This is a genomic window from Massiliimalia massiliensis, assembly GCF_900155615.1.
In the GTDB taxonomy this organism is placed as follows: domain Bacteria; phylum Bacillota; class Clostridia; order Oscillospirales; family Ruminococcaceae; genus Massiliimalia; species Massiliimalia massiliensis.
Genome location: NZ_FUHT01000004.1, coordinates 501535 through 520098, shown reverse-complemented (window position 1 = coordinate 520098; position 18564 = coordinate 501535). Strand labels below are relative to the sequence as shown.

22 protein-coding genes, 3 tRNA genes, 1 pseudogene and 1 riboswitch are annotated in these 18564 nt (G+C 47.6%); of the genes and pseudogenes, 4 read left to right on the top strand and 22 right to left on the bottom strand.

Features of this window, described 5'->3' with window-relative positions; translation table 11 throughout:
- Positions 1 to 34: 34 nt before the first annotated feature.
- The 9 genes and pseudogenes from CZ360_RS11065 to CZ360_RS14390 all read right to left on the bottom strand — a co-directional run bounded on the left by CZ360_RS11065 (position 35) and on the right by CZ360_RS14390 (position 8462).
- Positions 35 to 829 carry an RnfABCDGE type electron transport complex subunit B gene (locus CZ360_RS11065; RefSeq protein ID WP_077534250.1) on the bottom strand — a complete coding sequence of 265 codons (795 nt, stop codon included), beginning with the start codon at positions 827 to 829 and terminating at the stop codon, positions 35 to 37.
- Positions 830 to 843: 14 nt separating this feature from the next.
- A complete protein-coding gene (rsxA, locus tag CZ360_RS11060) occupies positions 844 to 1434 on the bottom strand; it encodes an electron transport complex subunit RsxA (RefSeq protein WP_077534824.1) in 591 nt (196 codons plus the stop codon).
- An 8-nt stretch (positions 1435 to 1442) separates the two neighbouring features.
- Complete coding sequence (gene rsxE / locus CZ360_RS11055; RefSeq protein ID WP_077534249.1) at positions 1443 to 2114, bottom strand: electron transport complex subunit RsxE; 672 nt, start codon at positions 2112 to 2114, stop codon at positions 1443 to 1445.
- Entirely contained in the window at positions 2111 to 2659 is a 549-nt protein-coding gene (locus CZ360_RS11050; protein WP_077534248.1) for an RnfABCDGE type electron transport complex subunit G, read from the bottom strand. The genes rsxE and CZ360_RS11050 overlap by 4 nt, the downstream gene beginning before the upstream one ends.
- Positions 2659 to 3585 (bottom strand): RnfABCDGE type electron transport complex subunit D, encoded by a 927-nt coding sequence (locus CZ360_RS11045; RefSeq protein ID WP_077534247.1) that lies wholly within the window; start codon positions 3583 to 3585, stop codon positions 2659 to 2661. The genes CZ360_RS11050 and CZ360_RS11045 overlap by 1 nt, the downstream gene beginning before the upstream one ends.
- A 36-nt stretch (positions 3586 to 3621) precedes the next feature.
- Entirely contained in the window at positions 3622 to 4938 is a 1317-nt protein-coding gene (rsxC, locus tag CZ360_RS11040; protein ID WP_229408047.1) for an electron transport complex subunit RsxC, read from the bottom strand.
- A 247-nt stretch (positions 4939 to 5185) separates the two neighbouring features.
- Positions 5186 to 6463, bottom strand: coding sequence for a sodium ion-translocating decarboxylase subunit beta (locus CZ360_RS11035; RefSeq protein WP_077534246.1), 1278 nt, complete (start codon positions 6461 to 6463; stop codon positions 5186 to 5188).
- A gap of 32 nt (positions 6464 to 6495) precedes the next feature.
- Entirely contained in the window at positions 6496 to 6870 is a 375-nt protein-coding gene (locus CZ360_RS11030; protein ID WP_077534245.1) for an OadG family protein, read from the bottom strand.
- A 219-nt stretch (positions 6871 to 7089) separates the two neighbouring features.
- Positions 7090 to 8462: pseudogene (locus CZ360_RS14390) on the bottom strand (MATE family efflux transporter).
- Positions 8463 to 8736: 274 nt separating this feature from the next.
- On the opposite strand from CZ360_RS14390, the gene sigG reads away from it, so the two are divergent.
- Positions 8737 to 9510: an RNA polymerase sporulation sigma factor SigG gene (gene sigG / locus CZ360_RS11020; RefSeq protein WP_077534822.1), complete on the top strand. Its 774-nt coding sequence runs from the start codon at positions 8737 to 8739 to the stop codon at positions 9508 to 9510.
- Here sigG and CZ360_RS11015 read toward each other — a convergent pair.
- From CZ360_RS11015 to CZ360_RS10985, 7 genes are all read right to left on the bottom strand, one after another.
- Positions 9494 to 9991 (bottom strand): NUDIX hydrolase, encoded by a 498-nt coding sequence (locus CZ360_RS11015; RefSeq protein WP_077534244.1) that lies wholly within the window; start codon positions 9989 to 9991, stop codon positions 9494 to 9496. The genes sigG and CZ360_RS11015 overlap by 17 nt on opposite strands.
- Positions 9992 to 10666, bottom strand: a complete 675-nt coding sequence (locus tag CZ360_RS11010; RefSeq protein WP_229408046.1) for an HAD family hydrolase — start codon at positions 10664 to 10666, stop codon at positions 9992 to 9994.
- Positions 10667 to 10860: 194 nt separating this feature from the next.
- Complete coding sequence (locus CZ360_RS11005) at positions 10861 to 11394, bottom strand: GAF domain-containing protein (RefSeq protein ID WP_077534243.1); 534 nt, start codon at positions 11392 to 11394, stop codon at positions 10861 to 10863.
- Positions 11395 to 11571: 177 nt separating this feature from the next.
- Positions 11572 to 11808: a 30S ribosomal protein S18 gene (gene rpsR / locus CZ360_RS11000; RefSeq protein ID WP_077534242.1), complete on the bottom strand. Its 237-nt coding sequence runs from the start codon at positions 11806 to 11808 to the stop codon at positions 11572 to 11574.
- A gap of 27 nt (positions 11809 to 11835) precedes the next feature.
- The gene (locus CZ360_RS10995; RefSeq protein ID WP_077534241.1) at positions 11836 to 12279 is read right to left on the bottom strand and encodes a single-stranded DNA-binding protein; all 444 of its coding nucleotides are present in this window, start codon (positions 12277 to 12279) and stop codon (positions 11836 to 11838) included.
- Positions 12280 to 12292: 13 nt separating this feature from the next.
- Positions 12293 to 12595, bottom strand: coding sequence for a 30S ribosomal protein S6 (rpsF, locus tag CZ360_RS10990; RefSeq protein ID WP_077534240.1), 303 nt, complete (start codon positions 12593 to 12595; stop codon positions 12293 to 12295).
- Positions 12596 to 12694: 99 nt separating this feature from the next.
- Positions 12695 to 13711 (bottom strand): RING finger protein, encoded by a 1017-nt coding sequence (locus tag CZ360_RS10985; RefSeq protein ID WP_159438258.1) that lies wholly within the window; start codon positions 13709 to 13711, stop codon positions 12695 to 12697.
- A gap of 225 nt (positions 13712 to 13936) precedes the next feature.
- Here CZ360_RS10985 and CZ360_RS14140 point away from each other — a divergent pair, with 225 nt between their 5' ends.
- Positions 13937 to 14089 (top strand): hypothetical protein, encoded by a 153-nt coding sequence (locus CZ360_RS14140; protein WP_162494504.1) that lies wholly within the window; start codon positions 13937 to 13939, stop codon positions 14087 to 14089.
- 286 nt (positions 14090 to 14375) lie between these two features.
- Here the strand turns inward: CZ360_RS14140 and CZ360_RS10975 are convergent.
- The 6 genes from CZ360_RS10975 to CZ360_RS10950 form a co-directional block, all read right to left on the bottom strand.
- Positions 14376 to 14452: transfer RNA gene (locus CZ360_RS10975), tRNA-Val, on the bottom strand.
- Between the two features lie 23 nt (positions 14453 to 14475).
- Positions 14476 to 14552: transfer RNA gene (locus CZ360_RS10970), tRNA-Val, on the bottom strand.
- Positions 14553 to 14599: 47 nt separating this feature from the next.
- Positions 14600 to 14676 (bottom strand) — tRNA-Pro (locus CZ360_RS10965).
- A gap of 78 nt (positions 14677 to 14754) precedes the next feature.
- Positions 14755 to 15018 (bottom strand): hypothetical protein, encoded by a 264-nt coding sequence (locus CZ360_RS10960; RefSeq protein ID WP_143530230.1) that lies wholly within the window; start codon positions 15016 to 15018, stop codon positions 14755 to 14757.
- Between the two features lie 49 nt (positions 15019 to 15067).
- On the bottom strand, positions 15068 to 16243 hold the full coding sequence (locus tag CZ360_RS10955; RefSeq protein WP_407656974.1) for a trans-sulfuration enzyme family protein: 1176 nt from the start codon (positions 16241 to 16243) through the stop codon (positions 15068 to 15070).
- A gap of 5 nt (positions 16244 to 16248) precedes the next feature.
- A complete protein-coding gene (locus tag CZ360_RS10950) occupies positions 16249 to 16902 on the bottom strand; it encodes an endonuclease III domain-containing protein (RefSeq protein ID WP_077534235.1) in 654 nt (217 codons plus the stop codon).
- Between the two features lie 173 nt (positions 16903 to 17075).
- Positions 17076 to 17179: riboswitch (TPP riboswitch) on the top strand.
- A gap of 136 nt (positions 17180 to 17315) precedes the next feature.
- On the opposite strand from CZ360_RS10950, the gene CZ360_RS10945 reads away from it, so the two are divergent.
- Together CZ360_RS10945 and thiW are read left to right on the top strand one after the other, a co-directional pair.
- The gene (locus CZ360_RS10945) at positions 17316 to 17936 is read left to right on the top strand and encodes an energy-coupled thiamine transporter ThiT (RefSeq protein ID WP_077534234.1); all 621 of its coding nucleotides are present in this window, start codon (positions 17316 to 17318) and stop codon (positions 17934 to 17936) included.
- 82 nt (positions 17937 to 18018) lie between these two features.
- Positions 18019 to 18564, top strand: coding sequence for an energy coupling factor transporter S component ThiW (gene thiW / locus CZ360_RS10940; RefSeq protein WP_077534233.1), 546 nt, complete (start codon positions 18019 to 18021; stop codon positions 18562 to 18564).

Below are 18564 nucleotides of genomic sequence, written 5' to 3'. Positions count from 1 at the left end.
TGTGCGATTTGCACAGGCGTTTCTCTTTCTATCTTTATTCCTTAACCAGAATACATTGCACCGGACATGCTGCTGCGCATTCCCCGCAATTTGTACACTTGTCATAATCAATCCGCGCTTTGTTCCGCTCCACATGGATCGCATCATACCGGCAGGTCTTTTCGCATTTCTTACATCCGATGCACCCCGCCGAGCAGGCGCTCCTGGTATATTTCCCAAGGTCGCAGTTGAAGCATTTTACTACAACCTTCTGCGCTTTTTTATGAACGCCGATGATGCCCTTCGGGCAAACGCCGGCACACATCCCACAGCCGACGCAAAGCTCCTCGTTGACATGTGCGCGTCCGTCCACAATACTGATTGCCCCGTATTGGCAGACCTTCTGGCAGTCCCCAAAGCCCAGGCATCCGTAATTGCATTTTCCCTTCCCGCTGTAGTAAAGGTTACAGGCGCTGCAGGAATAAATTCCGTCATATTCAAAGATATCTCCGGTTGTTTCGCTGGTACCCTTACAGTAGACCTCAGCGACCATCGGCTCAACAGCTTCAAAATTTTTCCCCAGAACCTCGCTGATCACCTTTGCGGCTTCTGCGCCGCCCGGAAGGCAGAGATTTGTTTTGACGCTGTCATCCTCTACCAGCCTCGCGGCATAGCCGTCGCAGCCGGAAAAGCCGCAGGCGCCGCAGTTTGCGCCCGGAAGCGCATCTCTGATTTTCTCTACCCTTTCATCCACCTTCACAGCGAACACCTTAGAAAAGATGGAGAGCAGCAGTCCGGCAAAAATACCAAGCCCGGCAAAGATAAGGGCGGGAATTAATATTTGAGTCATAATCGTTTTCCTCCTTATCCAAAGATACCAGTAACCAGGCCGTTAAAGCCCATAAATGAAACAGCTACAATACTCGCCGCAATCAGCGTAATCGGGACGCCCTTAAACGTTTCCGGCACATCCGCCGCCTCTACCCGTTCCCGGACTCCCGCAAACAGGATCAGCGCCAGGGTAAAGCCAAGACCCGCGCCCAGAGAGTTCACCATAGAGGAAAGGAAATTATATTCGTTTTCCACGTTTAACAGGGTTACGCCCAAAACCGCGCAGTTTGTCGTAATCAGCGGGAGATATACCCCCAAAGAATTATACAGCGGCTTGATAAAGCGTTTTAGGATAATCTCAACCAGCTGGACAAACAGTGCAATTACCAGGATAAAAGCCATCGTGTTGAGATATTCCAGATGGTTTGGAACCAACAGGAAGGTATAAATCGGATAGGTCATGGCGGAAGCCATCAGCATAACAAAGATAACTGCGCCGCCCATGCCGACCGCCGAATCCATCTTTTTCGAAACGCCCAAAAACGGGCAGATTCCCATGAACTTGCTCAGTACAAAGTTATCAACCAAGATCGCGCTGAACAAGATTACCAGCATTTCTTTCATTAAATCCATTATGCGTTGCAGCCTCCTTCCTGATTGGTGCAGTTCGCCTGGTTCGGGCATCCGTCACAGCCAAACTTTTCCTTTGGCTTACGGTGCATCGCGCGGATGATAATGTTCACGACAGCAATCACCACACCAAAGACAAAAAAGCCGCCGGCTGGGGTGATAAAGAACAGCATCGGTTCATACCAATCGCCGAAGGAGAACCCGAGGAACGAACCCATTCCTAAGATTTCACGGATCGATCCGATCACAAACAACGCCAGCGTGAAGCCGATTCCCATCCCAAGTCCGTCGAGTGCAGAAGCACCAACTGAATTTTTACTCGCAAACATTTCCGCACGCCCTAAAATAATGCAGTTTACTACAATCAGGGAAAGGAAAATGCCGAGCGAATCATAAAGGCTTGGGAGATAGGACTGCAGGATAAAGCTGACAAAGGTTACAAAGCCAGCGATAACAACGATAAAACACGGAAGGCGCACTTCCTTGGGAATGACCCTCTTGAGCAGGGAAATAACAATGTTGGAGCAGACCAATACAAAGGTGGTCGCCAGCCCCATCCCAACGCCGGTCATCGCAAGCGTCGTGGTAGCCAAAGTCGGGCAGGTACCCAGAAGCATTACCAGAACCGGGTTTTCTTCCAGAATTCCTTTGCTGAATGTTTTCCAGTTCCTCATGCCAGCACCTCCCCTTTCACTGCTTCAAATTGCTGGAGTGCAAAATTAACTCCATTCCTCAGCGCTGTGGACGAGATCGTCGCGCCGGTAATGGTATCCACCGAATCGGCAGTCCCGCTGACCCCAACATAGTTTTCCAAATATTCGGCGTCCTCAACCCGTGTACCGAGGCCCGGGGTCTCCCCGCAGGACACAATTGCGACGCCTGTGATAGCCCCCTCTAAGTCAAACCCCACCAGTGCTTCGATCGGAGTGCCTTTTCCCGCATAACCGACTGTCTGGATATGCAGCGCAACTCCGTCGCCGGAAGCATTTTGATATACACCCAGCAGATCTGCCTGGTCGGACTGGTAGTCAACCTTCTCAAGTTTTTCCGAATCCGGAAAAACCAATGGTGCAAATTCCACACATTCTTCCTCGCTGAGACCCGGCTGGATATTGCCTACGCCGGTCGCGTTATAGGTAAAGGCGAGCAGAACCGCGACTAAGACAGAAATAATGGTCAAAACCAGGGTTGGGATGATAATGCTTTTTGCCTTTCCCATTATTTTTCCGCCCCCTTCCGAACCTTTTCTACACCAAACGGTTTTGCTTTGGTAGCGCGGTCAATCAACGGAGTCAAAAGATTCATAAACAGGATAGAGAACGACACGCCCTCCGGGTAGGCCCCATACAGGCGGATCGCGACGGTCATCAGCCCGCACCCAAAAGCAAAGATCAGCTTTCCTTTGGTCGTGATCGGCGTAGTCGCATAATCAGTCGCCATGAAAATTGCGCCCAGCATCAATCCGCCAGCCAGGATCTGATTCACCGGGTCAGACCCAAATAGATAGGACAGAACGAATACCGTCCCGATATAAGTGACAGGGATTACAGGGCTAATCACCTTCCGAATTACCAGGTATACCCCGCCGATCAAAAGCGCGAGCGCGCTGGTTTCACCAAGACAGCCCGGGACGTTCCCCAAAAACAGCGCCAAGGTATCCGCATGCTCAATATCCAGAAGCGGAGTCGCCGAGGATACAGTATCCACAGCAAAAGGCTCTACCCAATTTGTCATATGTACTGCAAAGGAAGCAAACAGCACAATTCTTGCCGTTAAAGCAGGATTTGCAAAGTTCTGCCCGATTCCGCCAAACATCTGCTTTACCACAACAATTGCGATAAAGGAACCAATTACCGCGATCCACAGCGGAATGGTTACAGGAAGATTGTACGCGAGCAGCACGCCAGTTACGACTGCGCTCAGGTCAGAAATAGTATTCTCCTTTTTCATGACCAGACGGCTTAGATATTCAAATAAAACACAGGATAAAACACATACCGCCGTTACCAGCAGCGCGCGGATTCCAAACACTACATTCGCCGCGACCAATGCCGGCATTAAAGCGATCACCACATCCCGCATAATGATGCTGGTTTTATTGTTGCTGGTAATATGCGGGGACGGTGTAACAACAAAGTTTCCCATAGGCTCTCCTTCTCTCCAAACATTCATCCATATCCATTACGATTTTTTCGTATTCTTCCGTGCAAATGCCTTTGCCAACTGATTTTTCTGAGCAAGCTGGCGTTTGGCCGGGCAGATAAAGCTGCAGCAGCCGCAGTTGATGCACAGATTGATCTGAAGGCTGTTTAACGCGTCCGCGTCCTTCCGGTCATATGCCTTTTCCAGCATAGTGGGCATCAGGCCCATCGGACAGACAGAAACACATTTTCCGCAGCGGATGCAGGAGGTTGTCTGTTTTCCCAGGATATCATTATGGGAAAAGACCAGAATCGCATTATTATTTTTGATGACCGGCGTATCCACCGAATTGACCGGAGTTCCCATCATCGGGCCGCCCATCAGCAGCTTCTTACATCCAAGATCTCCGTCGCAGTATTCCAATACAGCGCGGATCGGCGTGCCGATCGGTACAATCAGATTCTGGGGATTTCCAACGCTGTCGCCGTCTACCGTAATCCGTTTGGACACCAGCGGCATACCGGTTTCCAGGTATTTCCCGATAAAACCTGCTGAGGAAACGTTCATTACAATTACGCCGCAGTCTGCCGGAAGCTTCCCGGCCTTGACCTTAATCCCGGTGGTGGCATAAATAATGGATTTCTCCGCTCCCTGCGGGTAAAGCTGTTTTAACTGGACAACATGGAAATTCGGATCATCCGCAGTCTTTTCATCCAAAAGCCTTAATGCTTCCGGCTTGTTGGCTTCAATGCCGAAATAAACCTGTTTGATGTTGAGATATTTTTTAACCGCCTTAATTCCTTCTAAAACCGCGTCGGTATTTTCCAGGCACTCCCGATAGTCGGAGGTGATATATGGTTCGCATTCTGCCGCGTTGATGACCAGCTTATCAATAATTTCCGGATTTTTATAAGCAAGCTTCACATGAACCGGAAAACCCGCGCCGCCTAAACCGACCGCGCCGGATTCTCTGATCGCGGCGATAAAATCATCCTTATCGCTAATAAACGGTTTTTTCACCGAATCACTGACCGTATATTCACCGTCGTTTTGGATGACCACCGCCTTTGTCTGAACGCCGTTGACTGTCCAGAAATCATCCACGCGCAGCACCTTTCCGGAGCAGCTCGCGTGAATCGGCGCTGAGAAAAATTCCTCTGTATCGCCGATTTTGTCTCCCAGCTTGACCAGGTTGCCAGCTTTGACAGTCGGCTTACACGGAGCGCCCATATGCTGCTGCATTGGGATGATTACTTCGGATACGTCGCGAAATACGACAGAGGCCAGCTGCTCCGTATTTTTGCAATGCGGCACATGAACCCCCTTTAAAGAGCGCATGCTTTTGATAATTGCCATAAACTGATACCATGCCTTTCCCCTTTTATTCTTCCCGGACTCTTCCGGAACCGCATGATTGCCACCAGTTCCTCTCCATGCAGGAAAGGAACCCAATACCTTTTTATTTTAGCATTTTACTTTCCTAAAATCAAGATTAATAGACAATTACTGACACAAGATTCTATGTAAATTTTTGTTATAATTAACAAGAATAAAAATTGACACAAAAAAACAGGCCTGCATAAGCAAGCCTGTTTCAAAATCATTATCCAAAAATACTAATTAAGACACCGGCAGCAACGCCAGAACCGATTACGCCAGCGACGTTCGGACCCATTGCATGCATGAGCAGGAAGTTGGTCGGTTTTTCCGCAGCGCCAACCTTCTGAGATACACGGGCTGCCATCGGAACCGCAGAAACACCAGCGGAACCAATCAACGGGTTTACCTTTCCCTTGGTAAAGATATACATCAACTTTCCGAAAAGGACGCCTCCCGCCGTACCAACACAGAATGCAAATAATCCAAGGAAGATAATCGCAATTGTCTGCGGGCTCAGGAAGGTTTCCGCATTGGCAGTCGCACCAACGGTTACGCCCAGGAAGATAGTGACGATGTTCATCAGCTCGTTCTGAGCGGTCTTGACCAAACGGTCAACAACGCCGCTCTCTTTAAAGAGGTTGCCGAGCATCAGCATACCGATCAGCGGAGTAGCAGACGGTACTAAGCAGCATACAACCAAGGTAACAATGATCGGGAACAGGATTTTTTCGGTTTTGGAAACCGGACGGAGCTGTTCCATTACAACCAAACGTTCTTTCTTGGTAGTTAAAAGCTTCATAATCGGAGGCTGGATAACCGGTACCAACGCCATATAGGAATATGCGGCGACGGCAATCGGGCCTAAAAGCTCCGGAGCCAGCTTACCGGTTGTGTAAATCGCGGTCGGGCCGTCAGCACCGCCGATGATTGCGATAGAAGCGGCCTGTTCCGGTGTAAAGGTAAGTCCCGGGATTCCGATCTCGGAAATTGCAAGCGCTCCAATAAAAGTAATGAAAATACCAAGCTGTGCAGCAGCACCCAGGATAAAGGATTTCGGATTTGCAATCAACGGGCCGAAATCGGTCATACAGCCGATCCCTAAGAAGATCAGCGGCGGATAAATCCCCAGCTTAACGCCCTGGTACAGATAGTACAGCAAACCGCCGTTTGTCTGTTTTTCGAGATTTTGAAAAACCTGAAAGGTTTCCGTTCCCGTATTGACATCGATTAACGGGAAATGCTTGGCAGCATCCATTGCAGACTGAGGCTCAAATATCATCTTCGGATAATCCATAACCCCGCCTAAAGGAATGTTTACGAGCAGCATACCGAACGCAATCGGCAGAAGCAACAAGGGTTCGTACTGTTTTACAATTGCTAAATACATCAGGACACAGGCAATGGCAATCATGATGAGGTTTTTCCAACCGCCATCCTGAAAAAATGCCGCAAACCCGGACTGGGTCAGCATATCGCCCATGCTCTCTAAAAACATCGACATAGTTTTTCTCTCCTTGCGTTATTTTCCTATTCTTAAAACGGACGGGTATTCTCCATCAGCCCAGCCATATTCCACACATTGCGCGAACCAACACGCTGAATGGTTTTCACCCGGAACGGTTTTACAACTCCATTTTCAGTCATGACACAGGCAATTGCGGCAGTAATGGCGGCAACAACCTCGTCGGTCAAGCCGTCCTCTGCCAAAGGCGCTGCGGCTTTCGGAGCAGAAACAACCGCTACTTCTGATTTTCCGTTTCCTGTGCTATTGCCGTTTTTTTTTGTGTCAATAGATTCAAAAATCTTACCAACAATCCACACAATCAAAATCAGGACAACCAACGCAATGAATACAACGACAATACCTGTAATCGCTACGTTAAAAGTATCCGCCCAACTCCAATCCATAACATTCCAACTCCTTTACACAAATTCATCCATAGATCACGGATTATTCAAAATTTCTTCTTATACATTATAACTGAATTGTTTGTCAATTTCAATGCGGGATCAACAATTTCCGCACAAAAAACAAAAATTTGGTTATTTTCTTAACAAAGTTTTCATACTAGTAGAACAAACTGATAAAGATGCACAAAACAAACCGTTTGTGCTTTTTATATCTTGTTAAGTTTCCTCCCGCAACGCTTTCCCGGCATTTTTCAGGTGTTTATGATAAAAGACGGCAAAGCAGGCCGCAGTACTGCTGGCCGCAAGGAGGTCAGCCACCGGCTGTGCATAAAAGACACCGTTCACACCCATAAACAAGGGCAAAATACACGCAAGCGGGATTAATATCACAATTTTCCGCAGCAGTGCCAAAAACAGTGATATCTTAGCTCTGCCCAACGCAAGGAAGGTTTGCTGGCAGCCGTTCTGTACTCCCATCGCAAAGATACATCCCATCTGAATCCGAAGAGCCGGAACAGCCGTACTGACTAAATGCGGTTCACTGTTGAAAAGATGGATATAGATTTGCGGGACAAGCAGAAAGCTCAGCCAGAGCAAAAAGGCATAGGAAACACAATAGCGCATCAAAAGCTTGTACCCTTTTCGTACCCGGCCGAACTGCCCAGCGCCGTAATTATAGCTCAAAATCGGCTGCGCACCCTGGGTCAAGCCCATCAGCGGCATCATTGTTACCTGCGATACACTTGATATGATTGTCATTGCACCCACATAATAATCATTCCCATAATGCTGCAATAATGTATTTAAAACAAGCATAACCAGGCTTTCCGTCGACTGCGTAATGAACGGTGAGATTCCCAGAGCCAGGACGGCGCCTAATAACTTCCAGTCAATCCGCAATTTTTTAGTCTCACCTTGACAGTAGTCTTTTTGCCGAAAAGGAACGCAAGCACCCACGCCGCAGATATTCCCTGGGAAATAACCGTAGCAATCGCCGCACCGCGCACACCTAAATCAAATACAAAGATAAATACCGGATCAAGGATAATATTTGCCACAGCTCCGATTACTACAGTCAGCATCCCGGTTTTTGAAAAGCCCTGTGCTGTGATAAAGCTGTTTAGCCCCAGAGAAATCATGACAAAGATGCTGCCCATCAAATAAATACTGATGTATTCATCCGCAAAGGAAATCGTATCATCGCTTGCGCCGAACGCATATAAAAAAGGGATTTTCCAGATCAGGAAGGCCGCCGTCAAAACAACAGCCAAAGCCGCCAGCGTTACCATACAGGTAGAGAGTATTTTCTGTGCCTTTTGCAGATTCTTTTCCCCAAGGCTCATCGACATCAGCGGCGCTCCGCCCATCCCTACCATACAGGCAAACGCAGCGATCAGCGTGATAATCGGAAAGGTCAGCCCAACGCCGGTAATCGCCAAATGGCCGATTCCAGACATATTTCCGATATAGATTCTGTCCACAATATTGTACAGTGCGTTAATGAGCTGTGCCAGAATAGCCGGTGCCGCCAGCCGCAGCAGAAGCTTATGTACAGGAAACGTTCCTAAATCATTTGTTTGTGCAGACAATTTTTCATCCCCATATTTTTTATTGATGCAAAATAAAATATCCTTCTCCGGGCCGGGAGAAGAATATTGTCCTTAAAGCTATTATAACACATCTATTTTTTTCGTCAAGGCGAAGCAAAAGCCTCCCTTTTGGTATTTGGGCTGATGAACAACGACTTCGTCAATAAGTAAAAGAAAGCAAAAAGAAACCGTTAATTTTTACCATCTGTTTGATTTTTCAATTTCCTGTTCATACTTCCTGATGTAATTCATCGAAAAAGGCAGGTAATCAATGATGTGGGCTAACAAGGTAGAAATCAGCGGAATCAATACATCCAAGCTAACTGTACTCAAAGAAAAAGAACGGATTGAATACCTCAACAAAATGAAAGAAGGCGACCCAACTGCAAGGGAAAAATTGATCAGCGGCAACCTTAAGCTTGTGTTAAGCGTAATCCAACGTTTTACCAACCGGGGCGAGAGCCTGGACGACCTGTTCCAGGTGGGCTGTATCGGCCTGATGAAGGCGATCGACAATTTTGACACCAGCTTTAACGTTCGCTTCTCGACCTATTGCGTCCCGATGATCATCGGGGAAATCCGCAGGTTTCTGCGCGACAATTCCAACTCTGTCAGGGTGAGCCGTTCCCTTAAGGATACCGCATACCGCGCGATGCAGGCAAAGGAAAAGCTGATCCGCAGCCTGGACCGGGAACCCTCTATCGAAGAGATCGCAAAAGAACTGGATATGCCCAAAGCAGACGTTGTCGTCGCACTGGAGGCCATCGTCGACCCGGTCTCCCTCTATGAGCCTGTCTATTCCGACGGCGGGGACACTATCTATGTCATGGATCAGCTTGGAGACAAGAGCGACGAAAACGACTGGCTCGGTGAAATCCTTTTAAAGGAAGCGCTGACCAAGCTCAATGACCGCGAGAAAACCATCCTGACCCTGCGGTTTTTCCAGGGAAAAACCCAGGTGGAGGTCGCGCAGGAGATCGGCATCAGCCAGGCGCAGGTCAGCCGATTGGAAAAAGGCGCGCTCGACCGGATCAAAGAACAGATTTAGCCGTCAGTTCCCTGTAATATGCCAAAAGAGGGTGCATCTGCTCCTCTTCCCAAAGCCTGTCAATCTCGTCCATATCCATCCATTTTGCATCAGCCACTTCTTCCGGCTGGAGCTGTAACGCCGGCCGGTCAGCATCCAGCTCAAAATACCAGACCGTATAAAAATCGTGAATTTCATCCCGGCGTTCGAAATGGATAACCCTTCCATCCTGCGGCGCCAATATAACACCTACCTCTTCCCGCATTTCACGAACTGCCGCTTCCAGCTCCGATTCCCCGCGCTGCACACAGCCCCCGGTACATTCCCAGAGATTGGGATAGCGCTTCCACGCGCAGCGCTTGGACATCAGGTATCTCCCCGAGCGATCCCTGACCCAAACGCTTACGACCTTGTGATAGCAGCCGGGCGGCATCTGACTGTCCCGCAGCAGCTCGCCTACCTTTTCTCCATCCTGGTTGAACAAATCCCAATATTCCCCCATTTATCTGCACATCCTTTCCGGCAGCGGCGCCAAACGGAAATCGTCCAGATAGCCGTCTGCTGCGCTGACAATCGCGTCTTTCTGTCCCTGGGAATAAAAATCGGCAACGCCATATACCTGCATTCCAGCCTGCTTTGCGCTGCGCACACCGGGCAGCACATCTTCAAACATGATGCACTCCGACGGATGAAGGCCAAGCCGTTCCGCCGTATGCAGATATAAATCCGGGAATTCCTTTCCCCTTGCCACCTCGCCGGCATAGTTAAACTGATCGAATAATTCTAAAATCCCATTCCGCTTCAGCACCGGGACAGCCAGGTCTTTCGACAAACCGGATGCAACCGCCAGCCGGACTCCAGCTCCCTTTAGTTCCAGCAGATACTCCTTTGCATAGGATTTTAGCTGTACCTTCTCACTATATTGATAAAAGGCCAGGTCATGCCACTCCTGAATAATGTCCCCTGCCTTTTCAGACAAATTAAACCGCGCTATAGTATAGTCGGCGGCTTCCTGAAAGCATTTCGCGCAAACCGCTTCTATGTAATCTGCCGGAACAGCAATACCGCGGCGGGATAAAAATTCCTGATCTACCCACTCCCATACATAGGTTGAGTCCAACAGCGTTCCATCCAGGTCAAATACAGCAGCCTGGAATGGGATTCTTTTCCGTTCCATCCTAATCACATTCCCTCTCATTTGAAATTTACAGTTCTCTTCCTTATTATTTTTCCATCAAAAAGCGCCTGCCTACATACGAAAGGCAAGCGCTTATACTCTCTATAAAAATGCAGGCTGTACCCAACCGCCCTAATAAGATTTTCACAGTAAACCAGTATAACATAAAAACAATAAGCTGTAAAGAAGCCGGCTTATTCCAAACGATAGGTTCTTTCCCGGAACAGCATGGCCACAGTCTGGAGCAATTCGATTTCCCGTGTTTCCCAATGGCGTGTTTTATGGCAGTCGTCCAAGCTGATCCACCCAAAGGCATAGCCGTTTTTCACCAACAAATACTCCAGGCTGGCCTTTACATTCATTTCCTCAAAATAAGCGCGTGCCCCGGCATCCTGAATATCAGAAACCCGGTCGTACTTCGCCAGGCAGCCGTATTGGAAGATCGAGAGCACCTGTTCACGCCGGGCCGGATAGCTCCATTTTACCGGACCCGCTTCCTCCTTGTACCACTGGATATCTGTTTGAAAGGACTCTTCATCGCTGGAAAACAGACAGATATAAACGCGGTCAACCTGATAAATATCGCCGATCCTTTCCAAAATATGATAAATTGCTTCTCTCGGGTCTTGATATCGGCTGAATTCATCCAGCATTTCCGACACAAAGCTCATGACCGACCAATCAAAAACCGCATAATCGTTCAGACCTTCTTCTATGCGCTGACTCATACCGATTTCCCCCTTCTTCCTTTATTTTTGATACAGCATACAAAATATTTTAATTGAGTATTACTATAATGTCAACAGAAATGTTTAAAAATTTATATTTATTCTACAAATTAGACAAATAAAAATGGCCATACCCTGACAGTATGGCCATCTTCGATTCCCTGATACGCAGTGGGTTTATTCACTTACATATGGCAGCAAAGCAATGTGGCGAGCACGCTTGATCGCAATAGTCAGCTGACGCTGATGGCGCGCACATGTGCCGGTGACACGTCTCGGAACGATTTTTCCTCTTTCCGACAAGTATCTTCTCAGCTTTGCAACATCTTTATAATCAATTTCAGAAACCTTGTCTACGCAAAAAGCACAAACTTTTCTGCGGGAACGTTTCCCACGGTTGTTGTTTCTTTCCATCTTTCAAGTACCTCCCTCTTTTAGTGATTAAAACGGCAGGTCGCCGTCATCGGTATCCAATTCCTCATAATCGTCCATATTCCCAACGGAAAATCCGGTTCCCTTAGCGGGTTCGTTCATCTCAGTCGGCAACGGAAAATTCTGAGAACTTGATCTCTGTGCGTTCTTACTTTCTGCAAAATGCACCTGATCCGCCACTACTTCCACAGCAGTCCGTTTATTTCCGTTTTTATCCTCGTAGTTTCTGGTCTGGATTGAACCTTCTACGATAATCATACTGCCCTTCTGGAAATATTTGCAGACAAATTCAGCCTGCTGCCGCCAAGCGACAATATCAATCCAGTCGGTCAGGTCACGGTTATAGGTACGGTTTACTGCAATGCGAAACGCCGTAACAGATACGCCATTCGGAGTTTGACGAAGCTCTGGGTCAGCCGCCAGCCTTCCCATTAAAATCGCCTTGTTCAACATAACCAATCAACTCCTACTTTTCTTCTGATTTTGCAATAATCATAGAACGAATTACGCCGTCAGTAATCTTGTAAACACGATCCAACTCTGCCGGGAAATCCGGTTTGCTGGTAAAGTTAAACATAACATAGTAGCCGTCATGTTCATAATTGATCGCATAAGCGAGTCTGCGTTTACCCCATTCATCAACAGAATCCAAGGTTGCAGCCTTAGAAATCATGTCAGTGAATTTTGCAACTGTGGCTTTGATACCATCTTCACCTAATTTAGTACTTAAAATGATGATTGATTCATAGCTCTGTTCCAATTTTGCCATTGAAAAGCACCTCCTTTTGGACTTTGGCCCTGCGCCGTAACGCAGAGCAAGGATAACAGAAATATTATACCTTGTCCGGCAGGTTCTGTCAAGTACTTTTTATATTCCTATTCCGACGCTCATGATCAGGAAAGAGAGGGCGAACATCGATACCAGATATACCCCCAGGCAGATCATGATCAGCTTGGTAGAAACCGATCCATGCTTTGTAAGCGCCGCGACATAGGCGTCATGATCCGGGTTTTTATCCTTAAGCTTTTGAATAGAACCCATGGCATATCCTTTATAAAGGCGGTTTGCCAACACCCCGGAGACAAACCGGACAAAAATCGAAATCATGGAAAAGGTATTTCCGATCACAAGAAGCTGCTGGCTGTTAAACCAGGCTTCAGCGCTTGGATCAACCATCTGGCGGGCCATGTCAATTGTTGTCAGGATATTCGGCACATCCAGCGCCAGCATTACAACAAGAAACAAAACTCCCCATAGATACATTTTCCGGTAAAGGAAATAAAAGCCATGAAAAAACATCGCCGCGAAATTAAAGCTGAACCAGCTCTTGTTTTCGCTGAACTGTTTAAATTTAGGAATAAAGTAGGAGCTGTTCTGCCCTACAAAAATCGCGACATCCCGTACCGGAACCTCGTCTATGTTTTCATCCGGATTCACTCCTCCGAACGGCGTAGTAAACGGATTATAAGCCATCTGAGGCGGCGGGCTCTGATACCCCTTCCCGCCGGGCGGATTCTGTCCGATATTTACGCCCGCGTTCCCGTGGTAGCTTGCCTGGTCGTTTCGAACCGGGTCATTCGGGTTTTGCTTCACCGTACGCAGCGGGTTGCCGCAGACCTCGCAGAACAATCCCTGAGGTGGATTCAGGCTGCCGCAGCGGCTGCACCGGTTCGGTACGTCTGTCCGGGTATAGGTCTCCTGCTCCTTTTTCGGAGGCTCCCACGCCTTTCCGGCCGCGTGCAGGTCATCGCGGACACATTTCCCTGTTTTCTCCACACAGGCTTTATGGTAGGGCGCACCGCATTCCGGGCAGATTGCAATCGGTTCCCCATTTTCAATTGGCTTATGACAAATCGGACAGGTGACGTCCTGATATTTCCCCATAAAATCCTCCATCCACTTCATGTGAATTATGCTTTATTTTTATGTCCTATTATAGCACACTTGTTCGAAAGATACAAACCGGAGATGTAAAGTTTTTGTGAAAAGGGGTACTCCTGCTTTTTTCTCTCCCGGAGCCGATTTCCGATTACCGGCAAATATCCCGCCAAAAGCATTTTTGCCGCGCTTTTGGATATACTAATGATAAATTTGAAACGAGGTGTTGTGATGTCTACTATTGGCCCTAAAATTCAAGAACAGTTTGAATCTCTCCCAATCGATCTGAAGAACGAAATCCTTTCCCGGAATATTACGCTAAATACGCTTCCGGAGCTGATTTCAGTTCTGGAGAAAATTGTTGAAGAAGGCGAAAACGCTTAAAACTGCTTATTCATAACGCAAAAGGAAGTAGTGCTATGAACGAGAAAACAAATCCAAGGCTCCGGAAAAATCAACTGAAAAAAAATCGGCTGCTGATAATCAATGGACAAACCCTAATTTAAAGTATTATCCCGATCATCGTGACCGCCGGGACGGCCCTGGCGGCGAAGGAGCAGACGCTGAATAGGCGTCTGCTCCTTTTGCTGTCAAACTGATTGAAAGCTACATAAGAATTTTTCGGGGATAAAAAAACAGAACCGCCTATTTAAGGCGGTTCCGGGCGTTTTGGTGAAGACGAGTGGACTTGAACCACCGACCCCCTGCATGTCAAGCAGGTACTCTAACCAGCTGAGCTACGCCTTCATCTGAAGCTATAAAAATCCGTTTGGTAGAGGCAGAGGGACTCGAACCCACGACCTCTCGCATGTGAAGCGAACGCTCTAACCAGCTGAGCTATGCCTCCAAACAGAAAACCTGTACACCCTATCCAAAAGGATATACAGGCTTTATTGGTCGAGGTGACGGGACTTGAACCCACGGCCTCTGCGTCCCGAACGCAGCGCTCTACCAAACTGAGCCACACCTCGATCTTACGTAGCCCCGTTTCGGAGCCACGCATATTATTATACAGACTATGCAGAATTTTGTCAAGCATTTTTTTAGATTTATTCTGCTTTTATATTTCTGACAATCAATTTTGCCAAATCCAAATTCTGCTTCTTCACATACAAATAATAGATTATTTCAAGTTCAGGTCGTTCTCCAATTTGCCCTACTAATATCCCGTTTGTTCGGGCATTATTTCCGTTATTAACAATTTTAACTTTATAGGGTATTTTGTTCTCTTCAAATGACTTTTTAACTAGACCATACTTTAAGGCAGACTGCGTAATGAGCACTTCTTTCCAGAAAAAGCAAAAGTCCATCATATATCTCCTTTTACAGCTATTTGTCTAAATATTAAGACTGAAGCACTGATCAAAGACTCCTCAGCGCCTGATCCAAATCCTCCAGTAAAACTTCTTGATCCTCCAGCCCGCAGTGAATCCGGATCGTACTGCCGCTCAGTCCGAGAAAATCCAGTTCCTCCCTGGAAGCCTTGTACATCACAGGGATTGCCAGGCTTTCAAATCCGCCCCAGGAACAGCCGATTTTAAAATAGCGCAGCTTATTGACCAGTTTTAGGGCGTTCGATTTTTCGCCGTCCAAATCGAAGGTCATTAACCCCGTATGGCCCGTCTGCTGGGCTGCAATCAGATCATGCTGCGGATGGGACTTTAGCCCAGTATACCGCACACAGGATACCTTATCCTGCTTTTCCAAAAATTCCGCTACAGCCATCGCTGTATCCTGGTGTGCCTTGACCCTGACAGACAGCGTGCGCAGCCCTCTCAGCACCAGCCAGGCCTCCATCGGCCCCATAATACCTCCGTAAAGCTCCCGCATATTCGACTGAATATAATCCATTAGCCCTGCGTCCTTTGAAACCAGAACACCGCCGATAATATCGGAATGTCCTCCCATATATTTGGAAAGGGTATGCATTACCAGGTCAACCCCCATTTCCAATGGCTTCTGGAAAATTGGGGTACAGTAGGTATTATCAATATAGGTCTTAATGCCGTGCTTTTTCGCAAGGGCAGTCACTTGACGGATCGGCGTCACAGAAAAAGCAAAGGTGGAAGGGCTTTCCATGATAATCAGGGCAGTTTCCGGACGGATGGCCTGCTCATATTCACTGATATCAAGTCCTTTGACATAAGACACCGTCATCTGAAATTTTTTCATACAGACCTGGGTGATAAAGGTTTTAACCGGCCCATAGGCATTATTCATACAGATGATATGACTTCCGGCTTTGCAGGCTGCCATGATTGCACTGCTGGTTGCCGCCATCCCGGAGGAAAACAGAAGCGCCCGTTCTCCCCGTTCCAAAGCCGCGATCTTCCGTTCGGCAATCTCTACCGTCGGGTTTGATACCCGCCCGTAAATATAAGCCCCTTCCTTGGAAGCGTCAAAATTCAGATATTCCTCAGCCGTATCAAAAACATGCAGGGACGTCAGGTAGACAGGCGGAACCACCGCACCCATATATTTTTCATTTTCATCGCCCAGATGCTCTAAAATAACACTGTCATTCTCCATTTGATTCATTCTTTTCATCTACCTTTTCTTTTGTCATTTTTTGTTTTGTTTTTGCAGATATCAGATAACGGACATGCTTCGCACCTCGGATTTCTGGCCATGCACCATTCCCGCCCAAAATGTACCAAACGATGGCAGAAATCACCGCCTTCTTCCGGAGGCAGAATCTTCCGGAGCTGATTTTCAACAGCCAGCGGAACAGTAGATCCATCGGTTAAGCCGAGCCGCCCGCAAATCCGGATGCAATGGGTATCCGTCACAATCGACGGCTTGCCATACACATCCCCAACCACCAGGTTAGCGGTCTTTCTCCCGATTCCGGAGAGCTTCAGCAGCTCTTCAATAGTGTCAGGAACAACCCCGTTGTAATTGTCAATCAGTTGATTGGACATCATGATGATATCTCTTGCCTTGGTTTTTCCAAGTCCGCACGGACGAACTATTTGTTCAATATCATCATACTCTGCATGCGCAAGAGACTCCAACGTCGGATATTTTTCAAACAATACCTCGGTCACAATGTTGACCCTGGCGTCTGTGCATTGGGCAGAAAGCCGGGTTGAGATCAACAGTTCATAAGGATGCTTATAGGTCAGCGAACATACCGCCTCCGGATACAGCCCTTTCAGTCTCTCGATGGCAAGCAGCGCCCGTTCTTTTTTCGTCATCGCGACTTCCTCCAAACCTTCAAGCCAAACAGAAGAATCCTACGGCCCCCTGTTTGCTTCCTTTTTCGCTAATTTTTTCACTATTATAGCATACATTCAGGAAAGATACAATCCAGCTTTTCGCCTGTCCGTATTTTTTTCTTGACAAATTAAGCCAGTCCTCCTATAATTAAAAACGAAATCAGGGGTGCCGTCAACGGCTGAGAAAAGGCTGAAGCCTTTAACCCTTTGAACCTGAGTGGATAATCCCAACGTAGGAAGATTACAATAATACTGTAATTTCATTGCTGGTTTTTCAGCAAGCTGTTTTCGTGCGCATGAGGGATATTCTCATGCGTTTTTTCTTGTAAAAGGCCAGCGCGTCCCAAGGTCTGATTTCAAATAAAATATTTATTTGAAAGAGGTAATGCTTCATGACCAACAACAGGCTGAAAACCATGGTTGAAGCCGGCGTATTGCTGGCAATCGCCGTGGTTCTCACATTCATCCACCTGCCGGCGCTTCCATACGGCGGAAACATCACCCTGTGCAGCACGCTGCCAATCATCCTTTTTTCTTATCGCCACGGTTTGAAATGGGGATTCCTGTGCAGCTTTGTATTTGCTCTTTTACAGGTTCTGCTCGGTCTGGGAGAAATTAAAGGAATTACCGGAGTCGCCGTAATCGGAAGCGTATTTTTTGACTATCTTCTGGCTGACACGATTCTGGGTATCGGAGGTATCTTCCGCAATAAGCTGAAACGTCCCTCCGCAGCTTTGGCAGCCGGGGCGCTTCTGGCCCTCTTTTTAAAGTTTGTCTCTCATTTTATCTCCGGCTTTATCTTCTTCGGCGAATATGCGGAATGGTTCTTCACCCAGGACAGTATTTCCGAGTGGGGAGCAAAAGTTCTGGAGGCATTCAGCGGCCCTGGCTTATACGCCTTCTATTCCGCTGTATACAATGCTACCTATATGCTGCCGGAAATGATCATCACCGCGATCATTGCCGCAATAATCGGTGCGGTGCCTATGATCGGGAAAAAGGCCGACGCATAGCAAAATCTCTCTTAGCCGGGATTGATCCTTCACCTCCCGGTAAGACAGACAATATTACATTGAGAAAGGATTCTGGATTATTATGAAAAACCAACAGATAAAAAAATTAGCTTTTGCCGCTTTGCTGATTGCGCTTGGCGTCGTCTGCTCCTCCTTTGCAATTCCGGTCGGCGCTTCCAAATGCCTGCCGACTCAGCACGCGGTCAACGTCCTGGCCGGCGTGTTTTTAGGTCCTGTATATAGCTGTTCCATGGCATTTATCACTTCTCTGATCCGGCTGATGCTAGGAACAGGCAGCCTGCTTGCTTTTCCAGGCAGTATGATCGGCGCGCTTTTATGCGGCCTTGCCTTCAAATACGGCAAACGTCTCTGGTGCGCTTTTGCCGGAGAGGTTTTCGGCACAGGGATTCTGGGCGCATTGGCCGCTTATCCGGTCGCCGTTTTCCTTCTCGGGAAAGAAGCCGCTGTCTTTGCTTATGTCCTCCCGTTCTTAATCAGTACAGTCGGCGGTTCCATTCTTTCGGTAGTATTTATCAAAATTCTGGAGAAAACCCATGTGATGTCAATGATTCAGAACAGCCTGGGCACGACAGTACGCCAGAAAAAAGCGGAACAGCCGAATACATAA